At 71.6% G+C, this 21,422-nt stretch carries 19 protein-coding genes; 12 read left to right on the forward strand and 7 right to left on the reverse strand.

The window, feature by feature from the left end:
- From ABFJ78_RS45500 to ABFJ78_RS45515, 4 genes are read left to right on the forward strand one after another with little or no spacing between them, the layout of a single operon-like run.
- Complete coding sequence (locus ABFJ78_RS45500; protein WP_436393669.1) at positions 1–357, forward strand: lycopene cyclase domain-containing protein; 357 nt, start codon at positions 1–3, stop codon at positions 355–357.
- A complete protein-coding gene (locus tag ABFJ78_RS45505) occupies positions 357–674 on the forward strand; it encodes a lycopene cyclase domain-containing protein (RefSeq protein WP_436393670.1) in 318 nt (105 codons plus the stop codon). Before ABFJ78_RS45500 ends, ABFJ78_RS45505 begins: the two co-directional genes overlap by 1 nt.
- Positions 671–1,378, forward strand: coding sequence for a class I SAM-dependent methyltransferase (locus tag ABFJ78_RS45510; RefSeq protein ID WP_436393671.1), 708 nt, complete (start codon positions 671–673; stop codon positions 1,376–1,378). Before ABFJ78_RS45505 ends, ABFJ78_RS45510 begins: the two co-directional genes overlap by 4 nt.
- A complete protein-coding gene (locus tag ABFJ78_RS45515; protein WP_436393672.1) occupies positions 1,375–2,859 on the forward strand; it encodes a hydroxysqualene dehydroxylase in 1,485 nt (494 codons plus the stop codon). The genes ABFJ78_RS45510 and ABFJ78_RS45515 overlap by 4 nt, the downstream gene beginning before the upstream one ends.
- Position 2,860: 1 nt before the next feature.
- Here the strand turns inward: ABFJ78_RS45515 and ABFJ78_RS45520 are convergent, their stop codons facing one another.
- A complete protein-coding gene (locus ABFJ78_RS45520) occupies positions 2,861–3,439 on the reverse strand; it encodes a hypothetical protein (RefSeq protein WP_436393673.1) in 579 nt (192 codons plus the stop codon).
- Positions 3,440–3,489: 50 nt separating this feature from the next.
- Complete coding sequence (locus ABFJ78_RS45525; RefSeq protein ID WP_436393674.1) at positions 3,490–4,050, reverse strand: TetR/AcrR family transcriptional regulator; 561 nt, start codon at positions 4,048–4,050, stop codon at positions 3,490–3,492.
- Positions 4,051–4,101: 51 nt separating this feature from the next.
- On the opposite strand from ABFJ78_RS45525, the gene ABFJ78_RS45530 reads away from it, so the two are divergent.
- From ABFJ78_RS45530 to ABFJ78_RS45540, 3 genes are read left to right on the forward strand one after another with little or no spacing between them, the layout of a single operon-like run.
- Positions 4,102–5,319, forward strand: coding sequence for an amidohydrolase family protein (locus tag ABFJ78_RS45530; protein WP_436393675.1), 1,218 nt, complete (start codon positions 4,102–4,104; stop codon positions 5,317–5,319).
- The gene (locus tag ABFJ78_RS45535) at positions 5,316–6,170 is read left to right on the forward strand and encodes an alpha/beta hydrolase (RefSeq protein ID WP_436393676.1); all 855 of its coding nucleotides are present in this window, start codon (positions 5,316–5,318) and stop codon (positions 6,168–6,170) included. Before ABFJ78_RS45530 ends, ABFJ78_RS45535 begins: the two co-directional genes overlap by 4 nt.
- Positions 6,160–7,458, forward strand: a complete 1,299-nt coding sequence (locus ABFJ78_RS45540) for an NAD(P)/FAD-dependent oxidoreductase (RefSeq protein ID WP_436393677.1) — start codon at positions 6,160–6,162, stop codon at positions 7,456–7,458. Before ABFJ78_RS45535 ends, ABFJ78_RS45540 begins: the two co-directional genes overlap by 11 nt.
- 75 nt (positions 7,459–7,533) lie before the next feature.
- Here the strand turns inward: ABFJ78_RS45540 and ABFJ78_RS45545 are convergent, their stop codons facing one another.
- Complete coding sequence (locus ABFJ78_RS45545; protein ID WP_436393678.1) at positions 7,534–7,929, reverse strand: hypothetical protein; 396 nt, start codon at positions 7,927–7,929, stop codon at positions 7,534–7,536.
- 47 nt (positions 7,930–7,976) lie between these two features.
- The gene (locus ABFJ78_RS45550; protein WP_436393679.1) at positions 7,977–9,053 is read right to left on the reverse strand and encodes a DUF5937 family protein; all 1,077 of its coding nucleotides are present in this window, start codon (positions 9,051–9,053) and stop codon (positions 7,977–7,979) included.
- 98 nt (positions 9,054–9,151) lie between these two features.
- Between ABFJ78_RS45550 and ABFJ78_RS45555 the strand changes: the two genes are divergently transcribed.
- Both ABFJ78_RS45555 and mdlC read left to right on the forward strand, forming a co-directional pair.
- Entirely contained in the window at positions 9,152–10,414 is a 1,263-nt protein-coding gene (locus ABFJ78_RS45555; protein ID WP_436393680.1) for an MFS transporter, read from the forward strand.
- 9 nt (positions 10,415–10,423) lie between these two features.
- Positions 10,424–12,010, forward strand: a complete 1,587-nt coding sequence (gene mdlC / locus ABFJ78_RS45560; protein ID WP_436393681.1) for a benzoylformate decarboxylase — start codon at positions 10,424–10,426, stop codon at positions 12,008–12,010.
- Between the two features lie 84 nt (positions 12,011–12,094).
- Here the strand turns inward: mdlC and ABFJ78_RS45565 are convergent, their stop codons facing one another.
- Both ABFJ78_RS45565 and ABFJ78_RS45570 read right to left on the reverse strand, forming a co-directional pair.
- Complete coding sequence (locus tag ABFJ78_RS45565) at positions 12,095–13,102, reverse strand: ABC transporter substrate-binding protein (RefSeq protein ID WP_436393799.1); 1,008 nt, start codon at positions 13,100–13,102, stop codon at positions 12,095–12,097.
- Positions 13,103–13,437: 335 nt separating this feature from the next.
- A complete protein-coding gene (locus tag ABFJ78_RS45570; RefSeq protein ID WP_436393682.1) occupies positions 13,438–14,868 on the reverse strand; it encodes an amidase in 1,431 nt (476 codons plus the stop codon).
- A 399-nt stretch (positions 14,869–15,267) separates the two neighbouring features.
- Here ABFJ78_RS45570 and ABFJ78_RS45575 point away from each other — a divergent pair, with 399 nt between their 5' ends.
- From ABFJ78_RS45575 to ABFJ78_RS45585, 3 genes are all read left to right on the forward strand, one after another.
- Positions 15,268–18,207 carry a BTAD domain-containing putative transcriptional regulator gene (locus ABFJ78_RS45575; RefSeq protein ID WP_436393683.1) on the forward strand — a complete coding sequence of 980 codons (2,940 nt, stop codon included), beginning with the start codon at positions 15,268–15,270 and terminating at the stop codon, positions 18,205–18,207.
- A gap of 1 nt (position 18,208) precedes the next feature.
- Positions 18,209–19,042, forward strand: a complete 834-nt coding sequence (locus tag ABFJ78_RS45580; protein WP_436393684.1) for a MarR family winged helix-turn-helix transcriptional regulator — start codon at positions 18,209–18,211, stop codon at positions 19,040–19,042.
- 385 nt (positions 19,043–19,427) lie between these two features.
- A complete protein-coding gene (locus ABFJ78_RS45585) occupies positions 19,428–20,936 on the forward strand; it encodes a DUF6461 domain-containing protein (RefSeq protein ID WP_436393685.1) in 1,509 nt (502 codons plus the stop codon).
- A 108-nt stretch (positions 20,937–21,044) separates the two neighbouring features.
- On the opposite strand, the gene ABFJ78_RS45590 is transcribed toward ABFJ78_RS45585, so the two are convergent.
- Positions 21,045–21,422: GNAT family N-acetyltransferase (locus tag ABFJ78_RS45590; protein ID WP_436393686.1), on the reverse strand; the 378-nt coding region annotated here is incomplete at its 5' end.

Genomic DNA, 21,422 nt, shown 5'->3' on the forward strand with positions numbered 1-21,422 from the left:
GTGGGCCAATGGGAATACCTGGTCGTCCTCGGCGCGTGCGTACTGGTGACGCTGCCGCTGGAGCTGGCCGGCGCCCGCGTTTACCGCCGGCCGCGACGGCTGGCGCGCGCGGTGCTGCCGGTGGCCGTGGCGTTTTTGATATGGGACGCGCTGGCCATCGCGGCCGGCGTCTGGGACTTCGACCCGGCGTTCGTCACCGGGCTGAGCGCGCCCTTCGGGATTCCGCTCGAAGAGGTGCTGTTCTTCGTCGTCGTGCCGGTCTGCGGGGTCCTGACGTACGAAGCCGTCGAACTGACCGGGAACCTGCTGCGCCGGCTCGTCCGGCCGCTGCTCGACCGGCGGCGGGTGCGGCGCTGATGCCGTGGGGTTACACGGTTCCCGCCGTCGCCGCCGTGCTGGCGGTGGTCGCGGCCGAGGTCTTCCTCCTGCGCACCGGGCTGCTCCGGCGGACCACGTACTGGGTCACCATGGTGATCGTCATCGCCTTCCAGATCCCGGTGGACGGGTGGCTGACGAAGCTGTCGGCGCCGATCGTCCGCTACTCCCCCGCGGGCATCACCGGCTGGCGGTTCCCGTGGGACATCCCGGTGGAGGACTTCCTGTTCGGCTACGCCCTCGTCACCGCGGTCCTGCTCCTGTGGGAGCGCGGGAAGTCGCGAAAGGACAGTGCATGAAAGGCAACGGCCTGCCCCGAGCCGAAGTGCCGGCGGCGTTCGACGCGGGCGCGGCGGCCTACGACCGGCTCGTCGGGCTGAACCCGGGCTACCACCGCGACCTGCGGCTTTCGGCGCGGCGGCTGATCCGGCCGGGGCACCAGGGGCGGCGGATCCTCGACGCGGGCTGCGGCACGGGCGCGTCGACGACCGCGCTGCTGGCGATCGTCCCGGACGCGCGCGTCACCGCGATCGACGCGTCGGGCGCGATGCTCGCCCGTGCCCGCGCGAAGACCTGGCCGTCCACAGTGGAGTTCCGGCACACACCGGTGGAGGAACTGGCGGGAGTCGCGGGCCCGTTCGACGCGATCCTCGCCGCGTACTTGCTGCGCAACGTCGACGATCCCGACGCCACCCTGCGGACGTTGCGTGGCTTGCTGCGGCCCGGCGGGCAGCTGGCGCTGCACGAGTACTCCGTGCGCGACTCCCGCCGTGCACGCTGGGTGTGGAACGCGGTGTGCGGCGCGATCGTCATCCCACTGGGCCGGGTCACCACCGGCGACGCCACGCTCTACCGGCACCTGCGCCGCAGCGTCGTGGCGTTCGACGGCGTCACCGAGTTGTGCTCGCGCTTGTCGCGCGCGGGGTTCACCGACGTCCGCACCGGCACGATGCCGGGCTGGTCCCGCGGGATCGTCCACACGGTACTGGGCACCGCGCCGTGATCGCGGGTCGCGACCGCCGGGCGGAGACCCACCCCGCGCCCGGCGGGCTTCCCGACGCCGGACGGCTCGGCCGCCGTCCGCGCGCGGCCGTGATCGGAGGCGGCATCGCCGGGCTCACCGCGGCGACCGGGCTCGCCGAGCGCGGGGTCGACGTCACGGTGTTCGAGCGGGAAGGCCACCTGGGCGGCCGCGCCGGCGGCTGGCCCGAGCGGCTGCCGGACGGCACCGAAGTCACCATGAGCCGCGGGTTCCACGCGTTCTTCCGCCAGTACTACAACCTGCGGGCGCTGCTTTCGCGCACCGACCCGGACCTGGCGCGGCTGGTGCCGGTGCCCGACTACCCGCTGGTCGACCCGCACGGGCGCACCGACACGTTCGCCGGCCTGCCGCTGACACCGCCGTTGAACGCGCTGGCGTTCGCCTTGCGCAGCCCGACGTTCCGGGCGCGCGATCTGGTGCGCTTGGCCGGCCGGCAGGCCCTGCCACTGGCGACGGTCAGCGTTCCCCGCGTCTACGAACAGCTCGACCACCTCGACGCGGCGACGTTCCTCAGCCGCATCAACTTCCCCGCGGCGGCGCGGCACCTGGCGTTCGAGGTGTTCTCGCGCAGCTTCTTCGCCGACCCGGGCGAGCTTTCCGCCGCCGAGCTGGCGACGATGTTCCACCTGTACTTCCTGGGCTCGTCGGAGGGGCTGCTCTTCGACGTGCCGGCCGAGCCGTTCCCGCAGGCGCTGTGGAACCCGCTCGGCGACTACCTTTCCGGGCGCGGCGCGGACATCCGCCTCGGCACGGCGGTGCGCGGCATCTCGCGGGACGACGACGGGTTCGTCGTCGACGGAGCCCGGTTCGACGCGGTCGTGCTCGCGTGCGACGTCGCGGGACTGCGCCGGATCGTGGCGGCGTCACCCGGGCTGGGCACGCCGTCGTGGCGGGCGGCGATCGCGGGACTGCGCACGGCACCGCCGTTCGTGGTCCGCCGGCTGTGGCTCGACCGTCCGGTGCGTGCCGAGAGGCCGGCGTTCCTCGGGACGGGTGGTTTGCCGCCGCTGGACAACATCAGCGTCCTGAACCGGTACGAGGGCGAAGCCCGCCGCTGGGCCGCGCGCACGGGCGGCTCGGTGGTGGAGGTGCACGCGTACGCGTCCTCGGACGGCGCGGGCCTGGACGCGCGGCTGCACGAGCTGTACCCGGAGACGGCGGCGGCGCGGGTGCTGGGCGAGATCACGGTGACGCGCCGGGATTGTCCGCTGTTCCCGGTCGGCGGGTTCGCCTCGCGGCCGGGCGTGGTGACGCCGGAGCCGTCGCTGGTCCTGGCGGGCGACGCGATCCGGGTGGACCTGCCGGTGGCGCTGATGGAAAGAGCGGCGACGACGGGCTGGGCGGCGGCGAACGAGCTGCTGACGGGATGGGGCGTGGCCGGGCACCCGCTGCGGTCGGTCCCCAACCGTGGCCGGCTCCGCTTGCTCGACCGCCTGGCGTGAGTCAGCGCGCCGTCCGCTGCCACACCGCGCGCCACCGGTACGAGGTGCGCACCCGGATCCCGGGGCGGCTCGCGGCCGGACCGGCGGGATCCACCCCGCAGCTCGGACAAGGGGCGTCCGTGGTCGGCGACGACCCACAGGCACGGCAGGTGACCAGCGGATCGACACCGGACTCGTAAGCGGCGATCACCCGCCGGACGACGACGGCCAGCCGTTCGGTGGGGTGCTTTTCGAAATCGGGACAGTAGGCGATGAGCCCGGCCCAGCTGCGCCAGTGGTCGGCCCGCGAGGCGTCCCGGCGCCCGTCGGCCTTCTCCCGGCGACGGCGCGCGGCGTAGTCCTCGCTCTGCGCCCGCCAGACCAGCCGGGCCTCTTCCAGTTCGTCCACCGCACGAACCAACGATCGCGGGTCGTCGTCGAGGTTCCGCGGCACGCCCGCACCGACGATCAGGTGGTGCCAGGTCGCGCGGAAACCGTAGGGCTGGAAGCAGAGGACGCATTCGCGCAACGCGAGCAACCGGTCCCGCGACGCGCGGCCGCTGTCACGAACCCGGCCGGCGGAGGCGGGGAAACTGCTCATCGTGCCAGCGTAGCCGCGGTGCTCACCGGGTCGGTGCGTGAAGGTCGCCGTCACCTCATGCGCAGGATCACGGCGACCGCCTCCTCCGAGTAGCCGGTCGGCGTCAGCACCTCCTGCAAGAGCAGGCCACGTATCGCGGCCACGGTGACGGTGGCCAAAGTCAGCGCTTCCGCTGCGTCGAGCCCCTCGCGTTCCGCGAGTGACGCCAGCGTCTTGGTCAGGTCGTCGAGCGAGTCGATGAACTCGCGGAAGTCCTCCGGGCGGTACGCGGCGAGTCCCACGACGTGGAAGAAGCCGCGGATCCGCGACAGCTGCTCCGGGCGTGTGTAGGCCCGCCAGATCGCCATCACGAGGTCGTCGAAGGTGTCTTCCCGGGCGGCCTCGAGCAGCACCTCGTTGTCGCGAGATCGCTGCGCCTTGAGCATGGCCGCCAAGACGCCCGGGAGCGACCCGAAGTGGTAGCGCAAGAGGGCGTGGCTGGTCTCGGCCCTGGCGGCGATCTCGCGGAGCGACACCTCCGGTGCGGGAAGGGCCTCGCCGAAGGCGTCGAGGAGCCGGGCCAGCAGACGCTCGCGAGCGTCGCCGTTGCGTTCCGTGCTTGACAGGATCACTCCCACAGTTTATCCATTGGAAAAGAGACGCGCCAGTGGAGGGAACGACTCGTGGAACGGTTTCAAGTGGTCGGGGCGACGGTCGTCGACGGATCGGGTCGCGACCCGGTCGACGTCGACGTCGGCATCGAAGACGGGCGTATCACCCAGCACGGTGGCTCCGGCGAGCGCCTCGATGCCACCGGCTTGACGATGACGCCCGGCCTGATCGACGCCCACGTCCACTTGGGACTGTCGAGCCCGATCCAGCCGCAGTTCTCGTTCCGGATCAGCACCGCCGAGCTCGCGGCGGACATCTTCGCCGCCGCCGGCGCGACGCTCGACGCCGGCTTCACCACCGTCCGGGACACCGGCGGGGTCGACGGCGGCCTCGTCACCACGATCGCGAAGGGCAAGGTCCGGGGGCCGCGCGTGCTGTCGTGCGGACCGGTTCAGTGCCAGATCGGCGGGCACGGCTACTACGGAGCCGAGTGGGAACCCACCGAGCTGTGGAGCAGCCACCACCTGCCCGGCCTGTGCGCCCTGTCCACGATGTCCGGCAACGCGGACGAGCTGCGGCACAACGTGCGCGAGGCCTTCCGTCGCGGAGCCTCCTTCCTGAAGCTCTGCGTGACCGGCGGCGTGGTCGGCGCCCACGACCGGCTGACCGACACCCAGTTCACCGTCGAGGAGATCGCCGTCGCGGTCCAGGAAGCCGCGGCGCGGGGAACGTACGTGACGGTGCACGCCCACAACAACGACGGCATCCGGAACGCCGTCGAGGCCGGAGTGCGTTGTGTCGAGCACGGCACCGACCTCGACGAAGCCACGGCCACCCTGATGGCCACCCACGACGTCGCCCTGGTGCCCACGTTCGCCGTCGTCGAGCAACTGCTGCACGACACCGCCGGAGCGGGCCTCGACGCATCGACCCGCGATCGCGTGCTGGGTGTTCGCGAGCGGATGACCGAAGCGCTCGCCGTCGCCAAGGAGGCCGGAGTGCGGATCGGGCTGGGTTCCGATCTCATCGGCCCGGCTCAGGATCGCCGAGGCGAGGAACTCAGACTGCGCGCGAAGCTCGAAACACCGATGGACGCTCTCGTGGCGGCCACCAAGACCAACGCCGAGATCCTCGGCCTGTCCGGCCAGGTCGGGGTCATCGCTCCCGGCGCCCAGGCGGACCTCGTGTTGTGGAACGGCAACCCGGTCGAAGACCCGGAGCTGTTCGCCGATCCCGCCAACGCCGTCCTCGTTCTCAAGGCCGGCCGAATCGTGAAGGACATCCGATGAGCACCATGTGGCAGGGCTGCCTCGCCGACACCGACTACTTCGAGCTGCGTTCCGGCGGAGGGCACGACTACGGCGTCTGGGTCACCACGCCACCGGGTCACGACCGCGCCACGACGCAAGCGCCGGTCGTGTACGTGCTCGACGGCAACTTCGCCGTGGGTCAGACGGCTCCGCTCATCGTCACCCAGAAAGACCCCATGCAGCGGATCCAGCCCTACATCCAGGTCAGCGTCGGCTACGCGGGCGAGGACGCCCAGCACTGGGCACGGCTGCGCAACCGGGACCTCGTGCCACCCGGCGAGCCCATCGCCCAGGAGTTCGTCGACGCCGTGGAGACGGGAATCCGAACGGGCGCGATGACCCGCGAGGAAGCCGACGCCTACCTCGCCGAATTGAACGAAACCCACGCCGACGCGTTCCTGGGCTTCCTCGTCGAGGAGTTGCACCCGCGGATCGAACGCGACTACGGCACGGCCGCGAGCGGCCACGGCCTCTTCGGCTATTCGTACGGCGGGCTCTTCAGTCTCTACGCGTGGCTCACCGGCAGCACGCTCTTCGAGAGCGTCGGAGCGGGCAGCCCCGGTGTCGTCGGCGAAGACAGCCAGATCTTCGCGATGCTCGAGAAGACGGGCGACAGCCTGCCATCCGCCCGGCTCCACCTGACCGTCAACGACCAAGAGCTTCTCGGAGACCTGGCCGTCTACCAGAACCTCGCGAAGAACGCGGCCACCGTCCTGCACCGCCTGACCGCCCGCGGCGGCGCCGTCACCAGCGCGGTCCTGCGCGAAACGCACGTGACCGGCCTGCAGGCCTCGTTCCTCAGCTACCTCAGGACCTGCCGTGCCCGGTAAGCGCCCGAGTGCCGATGTGGTCGTGATCGGGGCCGGGGTGATCGGTTCGTCGATCGCCCTCGACCTCGCCCGGGCGGGGCACCGGGTGATCGTGCTCGATCGGGCCGCCGGGGCCGGTCAGGGGTCGACGTCGGCATCGAGTGCGATCGTCCGGTTCAACTTCTCCACGACCGCCGGGGTGGCGACGGCGTGGGAGGCGCACTTCGGCTGGCTCGACTGGGCCGGCCACCTCGGGCACGACGTCGGCGACCTCGCGGTGTTCCGCAAGAGCGGGCTGGTCATGCTGGACGTCGAGGCGGCTCCGCGTACGTCGTGGCTGCCGTTGTTCGACGAGATCGGTGTCCCCTACGAGGAGTGGGACAGCGCGACGTTGGCCGAGCGCGTTCCCGGTATCGACGTCGGCCGCTATTGGCCGCCGAAACGGCTCGACGACGAGGAATTCTGGGAGGACGCGAAGCACTCCCTCGGTGGCGTGTACACCCCGGATGCCGGTTACGTCTCGGACCCGGGCCTCGCCGCCGTGAACCTCGCCGCCGCGGCTTCGGCGTGCGGGGCGGAGTTCCGCTTCCGCAGCACGGTGACGGCGGTGGAAGAAGCCGGCGGGCGCGTGACGGCGGTGCGGCTCTCGGACGGCACCCGGATTTCCGGTGCCATCGTGGTCAACGCGGCCGGTCCGTGGTCGGGCGCGGTGAACCGGCTGGCCGGCGTGGGTTCCGGCTTCACGGTCGGCGTGCGCCCGATGCGGCAGGAAGTGGCGCACGTGCCGGTGCCGGCGGGCTATCGCGGGCCGGTCGTGGCGGACATGGATCTGGGCACCTACTTCCGCGGTGAGGCAGGCGGGGGCCTGCTCGTCGGCGGAACGGAACCGGAGTGCGATCCGCTGCAGTGGACCGACGACCCGGACACCGTCGACATCCACCCGACGGCCGCGGTCTTCGAGGCCCAGGTGACGCGGGCGGCGCGGCGGCTGCCCGAGCTGGCGGTGCCCAACCGGGCACGCGGGGTGGTGGGCGTCTACGACGTCGCCGACGATTGGACGCCGATCTACGACCGCACCGAGCTCGAGGGCTTCTACGTCGCGATCGGAACGAGCGGCAACCAGTTCAAGAACGCGCCGGTCGTCGGGCAGCTGATGACGGAGCTGATCGACCAGGTGGAGAACGGCGCCGACCACGACGCGGTGCCGGTTCGGTTCCGGGCCCCGCGCACCGGTTCGGAGATCGACCTGGGTGCGTTTTCCCGTAAGCGCAAGCGAAACACCGCGAACTCGGGCACGGTGCTGGGCTGAGCCGGTGTGCAGGGCGGGCCGCAGTTCGAGCGAAGAGAAGGCCCCGGCCCGCCCGACGCCGGGGCCCGTCACCGGTCACGGCGTTCGGTGAATGATCGCGGGCAGAGCGCGGCCGAACGACGCCAGGCTCTTGAACGGTTCCCCCGACAAAACCCGCTCCGCGATCCCGAACGGAAACGCGGTAGCCCCGTTCACCTTCACGACGAACGCGCCCGGCGTCTCCTCGTGGGTGGTCCACTCGCCGCCGTACGCGCGGACGAGTACTTCGCCGGTGTACGCCCCGATCAGCTTCCACCACAGGTCGAACCGCTGCTCTGCCAACGGCCCCTCGGACCGCAGTTCCGCGCACACGGCGTCGAGTTCGTCGAGGCTGGGCACACTCCAGTCCAGCTCGCGGCCGAACCGGGTCGCCACCAGCCCGACGCACTCCGTCGCGACGTTGCGCAAGTTGACGGCCGGATCCGTGGTCATGGCCGGTGATCGTGCCGGCAGCGGAGGCCGCGGAGCAACGGAGTTACTCAACGCAGCACGGCCGCCACCAGGTCGGAGCCCAGCGCCGTCAGATCAGGCAGGTTGACGGTGTACCGGACGTACCGGCCCTGCCGCCGGGCCGTCAGCAAGCCCGCGCGGCGCAGCACAGCCAAGTGGCGGGAAACCTCCGGCGGCGAAAGCGCCCACGCGTGGGCCAGCTCGCCGGTCGTGTGCGGGCCGCGGGCCAGGGTGCGCAGCAGCCGCAGCCGGACCGGGTGTGCCAGCGCCTCCAGCCGGGACGTCACCGTCTCCAGCGAGACCGGCTCCGACCCGGCGATCGGGTACTGCACCACCGGCTGCCACCCGGGCGCGTGCACCGCCACCAGGTGCGGGTGCCCGAAGACGCTCGGGAGGAACGTGACGCCGGTGCCGCGAGCCGTGGTCGCGTTGTCCTGCAGCTTGTCCACGACAATGCACTCGCCGTCCGGCGACAAGGTGACGGCGCTGGAGATCGACGCGAGCGCCGCGCCGGTGCCCTGGCGGTTCCGCAGGTCGTTCTTCCGGCGCAGGTCGGCGGCGAGTTGCCCGGCGACGCCCGTCCAGGCTGCGTCGAAGAAGGCCTCGGCGCACTGTTCGAGCGTGTCCCGCACCCGCGCCCGCACGGCTGCCGGGTCGGCGAGCAGCCGTTCCGCGAAGGCCTCTTGGAGCGCGCCGCGAGCCTGGGCGAGGTCCAGGGCGCGCTCGCGGGCCGTCGCGTCGGCGAGCGGGGACGGCGCTCCGAAGTGGACCCGGTTGCTGCCGCACGTCGTGATGAGCGCGGCGGTCACGTAGGTTTCGTCGTCGATCCGGTCCACATCGTCCAGTTCCTCGGCGAGCGTCGCCCGCGGCCGGGCGGGCACCAGGAAGTCGGCTCGCGAGGACCGCCAGAGGAACTCCGCCTCCCGGAGCCGCTCGGCCGGCTCCGGCCGCAGCCCGGCCCAGACGTCCGCCGCCCAGCCGGCGAGCTGCGGGTGGTGCCCGGGCTCGGCGAGGACGTGCAGCATCGCCGTCAGCTCGGCCAGCGGGGAGACCGCGAACCTCAGCCGCCCGGCCGGCAGGCCGCCGATGTCGATCCGCAGCGTCATTCCCGCATTCTCGCCGGTCGGCCCGCCGGCGACCACGCCGGTTGACGGTGTTCGTCAATCGACGCGGCGACCCGACCGGCCGGACGCACCGTGGACGCATGACGACCAAGATCCGGCCGCACGCCCTCGTCCGGGCTTCCGGCGGCCCCCGCTACGCCGTCGCGCTGGTCGTGGACGCGCTCGGCACCGGCCTGCTGCGGCCGTTCCTGCTGCTCTACGGGGTGACGGTGCTGGGGCTGTCCGCGTCGGCCACCGGCATCGCGATGACGGCCGGGGTCGTCGTCGGCCTGGCGTGCATGCCGGCGGTGGGCCGCTGGCTGGACCGGGGCGCACGCAGCACGGCCGTGGCGGCGTCGATGCTGGTGCGGGTCCTGGGTGTCGCGGTGCTGCTCGCGACGCCCGCGGGTCACGCCGGGCTGTTCGCGACGGCGGCGCTCTTCCTCGGCATCGGCAACCAGGCGTGGCCGGCCGCCCATGCGGCACTGGTGGCCACCGTCGCCCACGGGCGGGAACGCGACGCCGCGCTCGCGGGAGGCCGCGCCCTGCGCAACGCCGGCCTGGGTGCCGGCGGGCTCCTCGCCACCGCGTGCCTGGCGGGCGGCACGACGGCGTTGCGCGCGTCGGCCATCATCACCGGGCTCGCTTATCTCGTCGCTGCGGCTTTGGCGTGGTCGGTGCGCCTTCGCGCGCAGCCGGCAGCCACCCCGGTTGACGCCGACGCGCCCGCACCCCGGCTGCGCACGCTGCTGGCCGCCAACGTGGTCTACGTCTTCTGCCTCAACGTCCCCGAAATCGCGCTCCCGCTGGTCCTGGTGACCCAGCTGCACGCGTCCCCGGTGTGGCCGGCGGCGATCTTCGTCGCGAACACGGTGCTGGTGGTCACCCTGCAGGTGCCGGTCACGGTCCTGATGGCCCGCTTCGCCCGGCGGACGGCGCTGGCGCTCGGCGGCGCGGTGCTCGCCGCGTCCTACCTCGGCTTCCTCGCGGCCACCTCGTGGGGTGCCCCGGCCGTCGCCGTGGTGTCGGTGGTCTGCACCTTCGGCGAGATCATCTACGCCGGCAGCGCCACGGCGCTGGTCACGACCCTCGCCCCGGCCCACGTCCTGGGGCGCGCCCTCGCTCGCTTCCAGCTCTCCACGGGCTTCGGTCTCGCCGTCTCCCCCGCGGCCATCACCGCGCTCGCCGCCCGCGGCCCGGCCGTCCTTTGGGGAAGCCTGGCCGCGGCGACGCTGGCTTCCGCGTCCGCCGTCGCCACGGAGAAGGAGCGCTTTCCGCTCTGTCCACTGTGGCCGGGTACTCGAGTGCACCATCGTCGGCGGGGCGGCCTTTTGGGGGATTTCCTTCGCAAGACTAAGCATTAGTCTGTCGCCATGAACAAGCGCACGGTCTTGGACGCCACCCGCGAACTCCTCCGCGAACTCGGCCTCACCACAGTCTTCGGCAACCCCGGCACCACGGAAGTCCCCTTCCTCACCGACTGGCCGGACGACTTCGACTACATCCTCGGCCTGCAGGAGTCCGCCGTCGTGGCGATGGCCGACGCCTACTCCCAGGCCACGCGCCAAGCCGTCCTCGTCAACCTCCATTCCGCCGGCGGCGTCGGCCACGGGCTCGGCAGCCTCTACACCGCCTACCGCAACCGCACCCCCCTGATCATCGTCGCCGGGCAGCAGACGCGGAACCTCCTGCCCCACGACCCCTTCCTCGGCGCCATCGACGCGCCCGACTTCCCCAAGCCCTACGTCAAGTGGTCCATCGAGCCCGCCACCGCCGAGGACGTCCCGGCCGCACTCGCCCGGGCCTACCACGTCGCGACGCAGGCGCCGTCCGGTCCCGTCTTCGTCTCGGTTCCCGCCGACGACTGGACCGCCACCACCGAACGCCCGATCATTTCCCGGCCACGCATCCGCGGTTACGCGCCCGACCCCGAAGCGATCGACGAGCTCGTCGCCGCCCTGGAAGCGAGCGAGCGACCGGCGATCGTCGTCGGGAGCGCGGTCGATCAGGACGCCGCCGTCGAGGAAACCGTCACCCTCGCCGAACGCCTCAACGCCGGCGTGTACGTCGCGCCGATGTCCTCGCGCTGCTCCTTCCCGGAGAATCACCCGCTCTTCCAAGGCTTTCTCGAACCCGAGCGCGGTGCGGTCTCCGACCGGCTCACGGCCCACGACCTCGTGCTCGCGCTCGGGGCGCCCGCCTTCACCTACCACGTCGACCGCGGACGCGGCGAAGCTCCGCTGCCACCGCTGTTCATCGTCAACGACGACGAGCAGATCCTCGCCCGCGCCTTCGAAGGCACCGGCATCCGCGCGACGCCGAAGCTCGGCATCCGCGCCCTGCTCGACGCGGTCGGCCAAAGCGAGCGGCCCGCGCCGGCACCGCTCGACCGGCCCGAAAAGCCAAGCGGGGAAACGCTGACCGGCGGATTCGTCTACTCGACACTCGCGGATCTGCTGCCGGACAACGCGATCGTCGTCGAGGAGGCGCCCAGCCACCGCGGCGTCCTGCACGACCACCTGCCGATCAAGAGCACCGACACGGGTTTCCTGACGGTCGCCAGCGGCACGCTCGGCTACGGCGTCCCGGGCGCGGTCGGCGCGGCGCTCGCCCGGCCGGACCGCAAGGTCGTCGGCGTCGTCGGCGACGGGTCCAGCATGTACGGCATCCAGGCACTGTGGACGGCCGCGCGGCAGGAACTCCCGGTGACCATCCTGATCCTCGACAACACGGAGTACGCGGCGGTCCGCATCTTCGGCGACTCGATCGGCGGCGGCAAGCTCCCCGGCACCGAGCTGGGCGGCATCGACTTCGCGGCGCTGGCGTCGAGCATGGGCTGCCAGGGCGTGACGATCACCGAGCCCGCCGGCCTGGTCCCGGGCTTGACCGCCGCCTTGGCCGACCCGCGCCCGACGTTGGTGCACGTCCGCGTCACCTCGTCGGAAAAGTCGCTGTACTGACCCGGAAACGCGTCCGGGCCGGCCTGGCCGGCGACCGCGAGGTCGCCGACCGGACCGGCCCGGTCGAGGAGCGTTTCCGCTACGTCAGCTGGTCGCCTGCGGGGCGATCATCGACGCGGCGTCCACAGAGGACGTGATCGCGCCCATCTGGAGCATCAGGTCGGGCACCCGCTGGAGGCGCCGGGGATCCAGCTTGACGCCGAAGCTGGGCAGGGTGAGCAGCTTGGCGGTGTCCTCGTCGATCTTGGCGTACTTGACCAGCAGCGGCTCGATCTTCGACCGGTCCTTGTTCGTCTCGCTGGTCGCCCGCTGCAGCGCGCGCTGGAACGCGGCGAGGGTCTTCGGGTTCGCCTGCACCCACTTCCGGTTCGCGCCGTAGCCCGAAAGCGGGAAGTCCTGCGTGGCGCCGGTGTTGACGTCGATCAGCGGAATCGCGCCGGCGGCCTTGGCGGCCTGCGAAATGAACGGCTCGGGCAGCAGAGCCGCGTCGACCTGGCCCTGCTGCAGCGCCGCCGCGACGTTCGGGAACGGGATCTGGGCCCAGTTCACCTTCGCCGGGTCGAGGCCGTGGTCCTTCATGATGGACTTGACCAGCAGGTCACTGGCCGTGTTCCGGGCCGTCATCGCGATCTTGCGGTTGGCGAGGTCGTTGACCGTCTTGACCGGCGAGTTCGGCACCGTGACGATCGCGATCGACTTCGGGCTGATCGAAGTCGCGTCCGCGACGAGCTCCAGATCGGCCGAGCCCGTGTTCTTCGCGACGAAGAAAGGCATGTAGCTCGAGATCGCGATGTCGGCTTCGCCGGAAATCGCCTTCGTCATCGCCGCCTGGCCGCTCGCGGCCACGACAGCCTCGACCTCGAGACCTTCGTCCTTGAAGTAGCCGCTGTCCTGGGCGAGCCACAGCGGGACGGTGTCGACGGTGGGCAGGATCGCGACCTTGATCTTCGTCTTCTCCAGGCCGCCCCCGCTGGACGAGGTGCCGGGGTTGTCCGAGCCGAGCGCACTGCAGCCGGTCAGGGCCGTGGCGGCTGCGACGGTGAGGGCGAGCCCGAGCACGGCGCGACGAGTACGACCCCGGCCACTGCTCATGGCGTTTGCAAGCAAGGACTGCTCCTTGGAAAAAGTAACGGCTCGTGAACCGAACCGGTGGGAGGGAGTGAGTGACTCATTCCCGAGAGTCACGCGGGACACTGTAGAGAAAATGACTGCCCGCTCACAATGGGGGCGATCAACACCTACAGGAGTGATCCGCGTCACTCTTTTAGCCTATGGCCTACCCGCGCTGCTCCACTCGCCGTAAAGGCTCACTCAGCGTTAAGCCGGGTTTGTGAATGCAAGACGATCAGGGCTTCACGCAGCCGAATTCACCGAATCGGACCAGCAATCGAAATTGTCGAATATCCCGCTTCTCGACAACGCCTGTCCTACTTCGGTGCCCGGAAGCCGCCGATCTGCCGCTCGAGCAGTTCCGCCAGCCTCAGCGGGGTGCGGTCCTCGGACATCGGACCGATGAGCTGCACCCCGACCGGCAGGCCTTCCGGGGACCGGCCCGCGGGTACGGCGGTGGCGGGCAGACCGGGCATGGTGGCCAAGCCGGCCCAGACGAGCTGGTCGAAGTACGGGTACTCGGCGCCGTCGATGTCGATGCGCCGTTCCATCGGATTCGGGCGGTGGTCGTGCGGGAACGCGGGCGTCGGCGTGACCGGGCACACCACGGCGTCGAACTCGGCGAACAGCTGCCGCCAGCCGTGGCGGTGGACCTCGCGGCGGTGGTCCGCCTCCACCCATTCGCGGTGGCTGAACGCCATGGCGCGCAGCCGCACGGCGTCGAGACTCTCGTCGTCCGCGCTCGGCCGGCCGAGCGAGTCGATGGGAAAACGTGCCACCGAACCGGAAATCAGCAACTGCATGTAGAGCGTCGCGGCTCCGGCCGGATCGGGCAGCAGCGAACTGTGCCGTGCGACGCGGGCGCCGCCCTCGACGAGCGCGTCGGCCACCCGGTTCACCCCCGCCCGCACGGCGGCCCCGGTCGCGATGAGCGGGTGCTCCTCGATGACGAGCACCCGGAAGTCGCCGAGCCGCTCGTGGCGGGCGGGCGGCAGCGCCAGCCGGTGGGCCACGCCGCGCGTCAGCGGGTCCGGTCCGGCCATCACGTCGAGCAGGAGCGCGAGATCGCGGGCGGTGCGCGCCATCGGACCGACGACGGCGAGGTCGAGGTCGACCGGCAACGCCGGCTCGGACGGTGCGACCATGCCGCGGTTGGCCGCGAGCCCGAGCGTCGGCTTGTGCGCGTAGACGCCGCAGAAGTGCGCGGGGGTGCGCAGCGAGCCGGCGATGTCGGAGCCGATGGACAGCGCGCCGAACCCGGAGGCCAACGCCGCCGCCGACCCACCGGAGGATCCGCCCGACGTGCGCGCGTGGTCCCACGGGTTGACGGTGGTGCCGTAGATGTCGTTGAAACTCTGGATGTCCTGCAGCCCCAGCGGGACGTTGGTCTTGCCGAGCACCACCGCGCCCGCCGCCTTGAGCCGCGACACCTGGACCGCGTCCTCGGCCGGCACGTGGTCGCGGTACGGGGGCATGCCCCAGGTCGTGGGCAGCCCGGCGATGTCGTAGGACTCCTTGACCGTCACCGGCACGCCGAGCAGCGGCCGGTTTTCGCCCCGCGCGCGGGCTTGGTCGGCACGGCGGGCGGCGGCGCGTGCGCGGTCGAAGTCGGGCACGCAGATCGCGTTGATCACCTTGTCTTCGCGCTCGATGCGGGCGATCGCCTCATCGGTCAGTTCCGCCGAGGTGACCGCCCCGGCGCGCAATGCGGCAATGAGTTCTTCGGCGGTGTGAAAGCTCCATTCCATGAATGCGAAGCTATCCACGCGCTGGGGAAGACACGAAATTGTGGTTAGCGCAACAGAAAAGCCGAAGGGTCGGCTTTCGCCGCCGCGGAAGGTGACTTACCGCAGGTCACAGCGCCGACGGCAAGCCACTCCGCACGCGCAAGCCATGAAACGCCGGATTGAGCAACGGGACGGACGTCTCAATCGCCGGCGGGGTGCTCGTCTTCGGTTCGGCGTTCCGCGCTTTCCCGCTCGCGTTCGGCGGCGAGCCGGGCGGCGGCTTCGATCTCCAGCAGTCCGATCATCGGATCCCCTCTCGTCGTGGCGTCCGATGGTCACGCCCCGCTCTGTGTGGGAGTCTGGTGAGAAACCTTGAAGTCGCAGGTCCAAGCCATCTGACGAGTGCGCGGAGGGGGCGCCATGCCGGTGGAGTTCCGGCTGCTGCGCGGTCTCGAGCTCCGCGTCGACGGGCAGCCGGTGGGCGCCGGGTTCGCCCGGCAGCGGGCGGTGCTGGTGGCGTTGCTCGCCGACCTCGGCCGGCCGGTGTCCGCCGACGAGCTCGCCGACCGCGTCTGGGGTGAACGCCTGCCGCGTCGCCCCCGGGAAGCGTTGTACGGCTATGTGTCGCGGCTACGCGGCATCCTGGCGCCCGCCGGGGACGTGGCCATCGACAGGCAGCCCGGCGGCTACGTGCTGACCGCCGATCCGCTGACCGTGGACCTGCACCGGTTCGAACACGACCTCGCCGTGGCGCGGGGCTGCGGTGAGACCGGCCGTGCCCTGGAACTGTTCACCGCCGCTCTCGACGCTTGGCGCGGCGAGCCGATGGCGGTCGTGGACACGCCCTGGATGTGCGCGCTGCGGGACCGGTTGCGGCAGCTGCGAAGGGCCGCGGAACTGGATCGTCACGACCTCGCGCTGCGGCTCGGGCACCACGCCGGCCTGGTCCCGGCGCTGGCCGCGCAGGCGGACCGGGACCCGCTCGACGAACGAGCGGCCGGACAGCTGATGCTCGCGCTCTACCGCGGCGGCCGCCGGTCCGAGGCCCTGGCGCACTACCAGGACGTCCGGCTGCGGCTGGCCGACGAGCTGGGCACCGACCCCGGCGGTCCTCTGCGGCAGCTGCACCGGCAGATCCTGGCCGCGGCTCACGAACTCGACGTCCCCGCCGAAGCACGGCCGGCGTCGCCGCGGGTCACGCCCCGTCAGCTGCCCGCCGCTCCGGCCGCTTTCGTCGGCCGCGCACGCGAACTCGCCGCGCTCGACCGGCCCGGATCGACCGCGGTGACGTGGGTGCTGTCGGGTGGCGGCGGGGTCGGGAAGACCGGGCTGGCGCTGCGGTGGGCCTACGAGCACCTCTCCGAGTTCCCGGACGGCCAGCTGTTCGTGAACCTGCGCGGCTTCGACCCGGCCGCGGACGTCGTGCCGGCCGAGGCGGCGCTGCACGGATTCCTGACCGCGCTCGGCGTGCCGTCCGCGACGATCCCGGCGGACGTCGACGCCCGGGCCGCGTTGTACCGGAGCCTGGTCGCCGACCGGCGCATGCTCGTCGTGCTCGACAACGCCCGCGACACCCCGCAGGTCACTCCCCTGCTGCCCGGCGGGTCTGCCGGCACGGTGCTGATCACCAGCCGGCACCGGATGGGCGGCCTGCTGGCCACGCACGGCGCGCGAGCGCTGCCGCTGGACGTCCTCGCCGCCGAGGAAGCGCGCGAGCTCCTCGTCCGTCACGTCGGCGAGACCCGGGTGGCCGCCGACCCGCGCGCCGCGGACGAACTGCTCGAACACTGCGCGGGCCTGCCCCTGGCCTTGCGCATCGTCGCCGCCCGGGCCGCAACCCGCCCGGACTTCCCGCTCGCCACGTTCTCCGCCGAACTGCGCGTGCCCGCCGAACGGCTGGATGCGCTCGACACCGGTGAGCTGCCGTGGAACCTCCGCACGGTGTTCTCCGCCTCCACCCGGGTGCTCGACCCGGGGGCCGCGACCGCGTTCCGGCTGCTCGGCCTCGCGCCCGGACCGGACATCGCGCTGCCGGCGGTCGCCGCGCTCACCGGGTTGCCCCTCGCGGCCGCCCGCAGCGCTCTCACCGTCCTCGAGACGGCCAGCCTGGTCGAGCAACACCGTCCGGGCCGCTACCGCATGCACGACCTCACCCGCCTCTACGCCACCGAACTCGCGCACACCCCCACGACGGAAGCCGAGCGGCGGGACGCGCCGGCCCGCCTGTTCGACCACTACTGCTACGTGGCTTCCGTGGCCGCGGAACGGTTTTCGCCGGGCGAGCGGCACCGCCGGCCACCGATCCCCTCCCCCACCGGTCCCGCGGTGGTGTTGCCCGACGTCCACGCCGCCCTCGCCTGGCTCGACGCCGAGCGCGAGAACCTGGTCGCCGCGGCCCGGCACGCGGCCGCCCTCGGCCAGGCGAAGGCGGTCACGCACCTGTCCACGACGCTGTACCGGTACCTCGACAACGGCAGCCATTACCGGGACGCCTTGGCGTTGCACACCGCGGCCCGAGACGCGGCGGCCCCCGGCTCCGTCAACCAGGCCCACGCACTCTGCAGCCGCGGGTTCGCGCTCATCCGCCTCGGCCGGCCCGACGAGGCGCTCCGCGACCTGCGCCGGGCTCTCGACCACTCCCACGGCGACCCGCTCGTCGACTACGCGGCCAACACCAACCTCGGGTTCATCCACGACGACCGAGGTGACCGGGAGACGGCACTGGCGCACTTCACCCGCGCTCTCGACGCCAGCCGTCTCCTGGCGGGCCGGTCCACCTACGGAATCGCTCTCAACAACCTGGGTGACTGCTACCGCAAGCTCGGCCGCCACGACGACGCGATCGCTCACCTGCGCAGCAGCATCGCCATCGCGGAGGAGCTGAAGTCCGCGGGACTCGGCGGGGTCACGTTGACCAGCCTCGCCGACCTGCACCGGGCACAGGGCGACCACGACGACGCGCACGACTGCTACACCCGCGCGTTGGAGCTCGCCCAGCTCGCCGGCGACCGCGGCCTCGAAGTGGAGATCCTGAACCGGATGGCGGCGGCCGACCCCGACCCGCACCGCGCCCTCGAGCGGTTCCGGCAGGTGCTCGGGCTCGCCCGCGAAATCGGCCTGCCCCTCGAACAGGCGCACGCGCACCACGGAATCGCCCGGCTCCAGCACGTTCTCGGCGACCGCGTCGCGAGCCGGAACCACGCGAACCGGGCGTTGGACATCTACACCGAGCTCAAGAGCCACCACGCGCGAGCCGTGGAAGAACTGCTCGGCCGGCTGCTGTCGGATCGGCCGGGTGCCGTTCGTGGAGGAGGTGAGCGGCCACCACGAGGGAGCGCCGCCGGAACCCACAGGGGATGAGATGTCGCACCCGGAACCCGTCGCCCGCCGCATGTACGACCTGGTCGAGCCCATCGGCCTGACGCCCTATTTCGCCGACGAGTCGGACGACGCCCTGATGGCGCTGGGCCTGCGCAACCCGTGGGACGCCTACTTCGCCGGCCGCGCCGCGCCGTTCGGCCCGACGGTGCCCGCCGAGGTGGTCCACGCCGTCTTCTACAACTTCGCCCCGGGCGAGGTGGCCCGCCACATCCCGCGGGTCTGGGAGATAACCACCCCCCAGGAGGCATTGGCCGCCCGCGAGCGGGGCTGCGTCGCGGGCATGCGCCGGATCCTCGGCGAACGCGCCGCCGACCCGGGCGTCGCCCGCACCGCCGACCTCCTGCTGAAGGCGGCGACCAGCGCGCCTTTCGAGGGACGCCCCCTGTACGCCGCCTTGCGGGCGGTCCCGGTGCCGCAGGAGCCGCTGGCCCGGCTGTGGCACGCGGCAACCTTGCTGCGCGAGCACCGCGGCGACGGCCACACCGTCGCGTTGGTGGCCGAGGGTGTCGGCGGGACGGAAGCGCACGTGCTCCACGCCTTGTCCGTCGGGATGCCGGCGAAGGATTTCGGCCGCGTCTGGCACCTCCCGGCCGCGCAGTTGACCGCGGTCATCGACGGGATGAAGGCCCGCGGTCTCGTCGGGGCCGACGGTTGGTTGACCGCTGAGGGCCGGGCCACGAAGGAGCGAGTCGAAGCGCTGACCGACCGGCTCGCGGAGGCGCCATACAACGCTTTGAGTCCTGAGGAGCTCGACTGCCTCGTCGCGGACCTCGAGCCGATTTCGGGTGCCTTCCGGGCGGTCTTCCCGATGTAGCAGCCGACACGCGCTCAGGTCAGTCAGCACACGACGGGAAGCGGTGTTCCAATCCCAGACGGTGGCCCACAGCCGTGCGTACCCGCGGGCTCCGGCCCAGTCCAGGATCGCCATCGAGGCCTCGGTCGCGTTTCCCCGGCCCCAGTAGCCGATGACGTCACCTTCGGCGCGGATTACGTCCTCGAGCTCCGCGACCGTGGGGTGCCCCTCCGCATCGATCCGGCGATGAGGCGGCACCAAGGCCTGAGCAGCACGCGATCCGTCTCGAGGTGGACTTCACGCCTCGGTGTCGGCCCGGTTGTCATGACAAGCACTCTCCCACGGCGAACCTCCGCTCATGCCGTGCCGCCTCGCAACTCCGCGTCCAGGCCGCTACAAAGGAGTGGTGACGGGGGATGATTTCGACTGGCTGTCGACGAGCGCACTGGGTGAAGCCGCCTGCGTGACCATGGTGAAGACGGCGGACGTCGACGCCGTGGTGCGCGGCTTCGGCGGAATTGCGCGCGAGGCCCGGACCATCCCATTCGCCGAAGCGGGGAACGACCTCGAAGAAGCGTACGCGATCGCAGTGTGCCGCCGGGGCGAGTACGTCGTCGCGATCGAAGTCAACGGTTTCCAAGGCTCGCGGCCCGAGGTCCTGCGCCGGGTGTCACGGCTGGGCGAGACGGTGAGCACCTTCTGGAACATCAACGCACTGACCAGGTTCAGCTACGCCGTCGACGGCCGCATCAAGACGGCGTTCGAAGCGGGCGCCCACTCGTGGAAGAACGGCGAGGACCCCGACTGCCTGGCGCCGCTGCTCGCGGAGATCGACTGGGAGGCAGGTCATTGGCGGACGGGCCTGCTCCTGCTCGCCGCCCGGCTGACCGGGCAGCCGTTCACCGAAGACTGGCTGTCCGGCGACGTCCTCGTCGCGCCGATCGCCGAACACCTCGAGGACGTGCACCCGGTGACACCGGGATTCGAACCGCTGGAGTACCAGCACCCGGTGCTCGCCGCCGCGCTGCATCGCGCCGAGGACGAGCCGCTGCTGACAGTCGCCCGTGCCGCCGTCGACGAAGTGGTCGCCGCAGCCGGGCTGACCGGGGTCCCCGGCGGCGGGATCGAGTTCGACGAGCTGGTCCGGATGGCCCGCTACGAGGCAGGCGCGAGCCGCTACGGCGGCTACGCACCGGATGCCGACCGCCTCCGGCTCCTCGCCCTGGACGCCGTACGCGCGCTGGAAACCGCGCCGAACCCGCTCACTGCCGCGTTCAAGACGATCGACGCGGCGAAACTCGCCAAGCAACTCGACTGCCTGGATCCGGCCCCGATGCTCGCCGGTTTCCTGGACCTGGTGGGAAACCCGCCGGCACCGTCCGGCGCGGACGGCGCCCGCGCCGGTACCGGTGGCCCGCTGGAACGCCATGCGTGGATCGCCGATCACTGGCTCGGTCTCGCGGCCTCCATCACCTACGCACGCGGTGTCCCACTCGACACGGTCGCGGCGGCGTTCGGCGGCATCGCGGTCGGCGCGGGACCGGTATCCCTCACCGACACACCACAGGTCGCGCTGCGGCGCGAAGGCGACTGGACGATCGCGATCGCGTTCAACCGGAGCCCGTTCGCGCACGAGATCGTCGACGCCCTTCGTTCGCACACGACCGTGCTCAACGTCGGCTGGGAGACGCGCGGCAACAAGCTGGCCTACTACGCCCAACCCGGGCACGACGTCGCCGTGATCCGGCCGGGCCAAGGCGACGTCCCGGCATCCCTGGCTTCCCACACAACGTCCCTTCCAGCACCAGCGGGCAACACCGCCGTGTGGCTGCTCGCGCTGGGTGAGGCCGTCACCGGCATCGCCTTCACCCCGGAAGGACTCGACGCGCATCACACACTTCTCCGCCCTGGCTGAAGGCTGTTGCCCGGCATCGCGGCATCGGCGATCGAACGTCCGCTACTGCCGACGAGCGAGCTGATGGTCGTCGTGATCAACTCGCGTTCTCCTCTTGCGACGCGGGGATCACCGTAGCGGCGTGCGTGCCTGCGTTTGTTGGTCGAGAACCTTGGCCATGACGACGTTGGTCTCGATGTAGCCGAGCTTCCGGTAAAGCGATCGGGCGACCGAGTTGTTGCCGAACACCTGCAGCCGCACGGTTTTCAGACCGACGGAGCGGACTTCGCGCTCCATCGCCCGCATGAGTGCTTCACCATGCCCCTGGCCACGCAGGTCTGTCTCGACCTTGATGTCGTAGAGGTAGGCGACCCGGTCGGCGCCGTGGGTTCGTTCGGCGAACCAGATCATGCCGATCTCCTGGTCGCCGGTCCGCGCGGTGTAGAGGTGATGGCCGGGGGTGGCCACGCCCTCGGGCAAGAGCTCGGCGTACTCGTCGGTGGCGCG

The sequence above is a fragment of the Amycolatopsis sp. MEPSY49 genome (assembly GCF_051337345.1).
In the GTDB taxonomy this organism is placed as follows: Bacteria; Actinomycetota; Actinomycetes; order Mycobacteriales; family Pseudonocardiaceae; genus Amycolatopsis.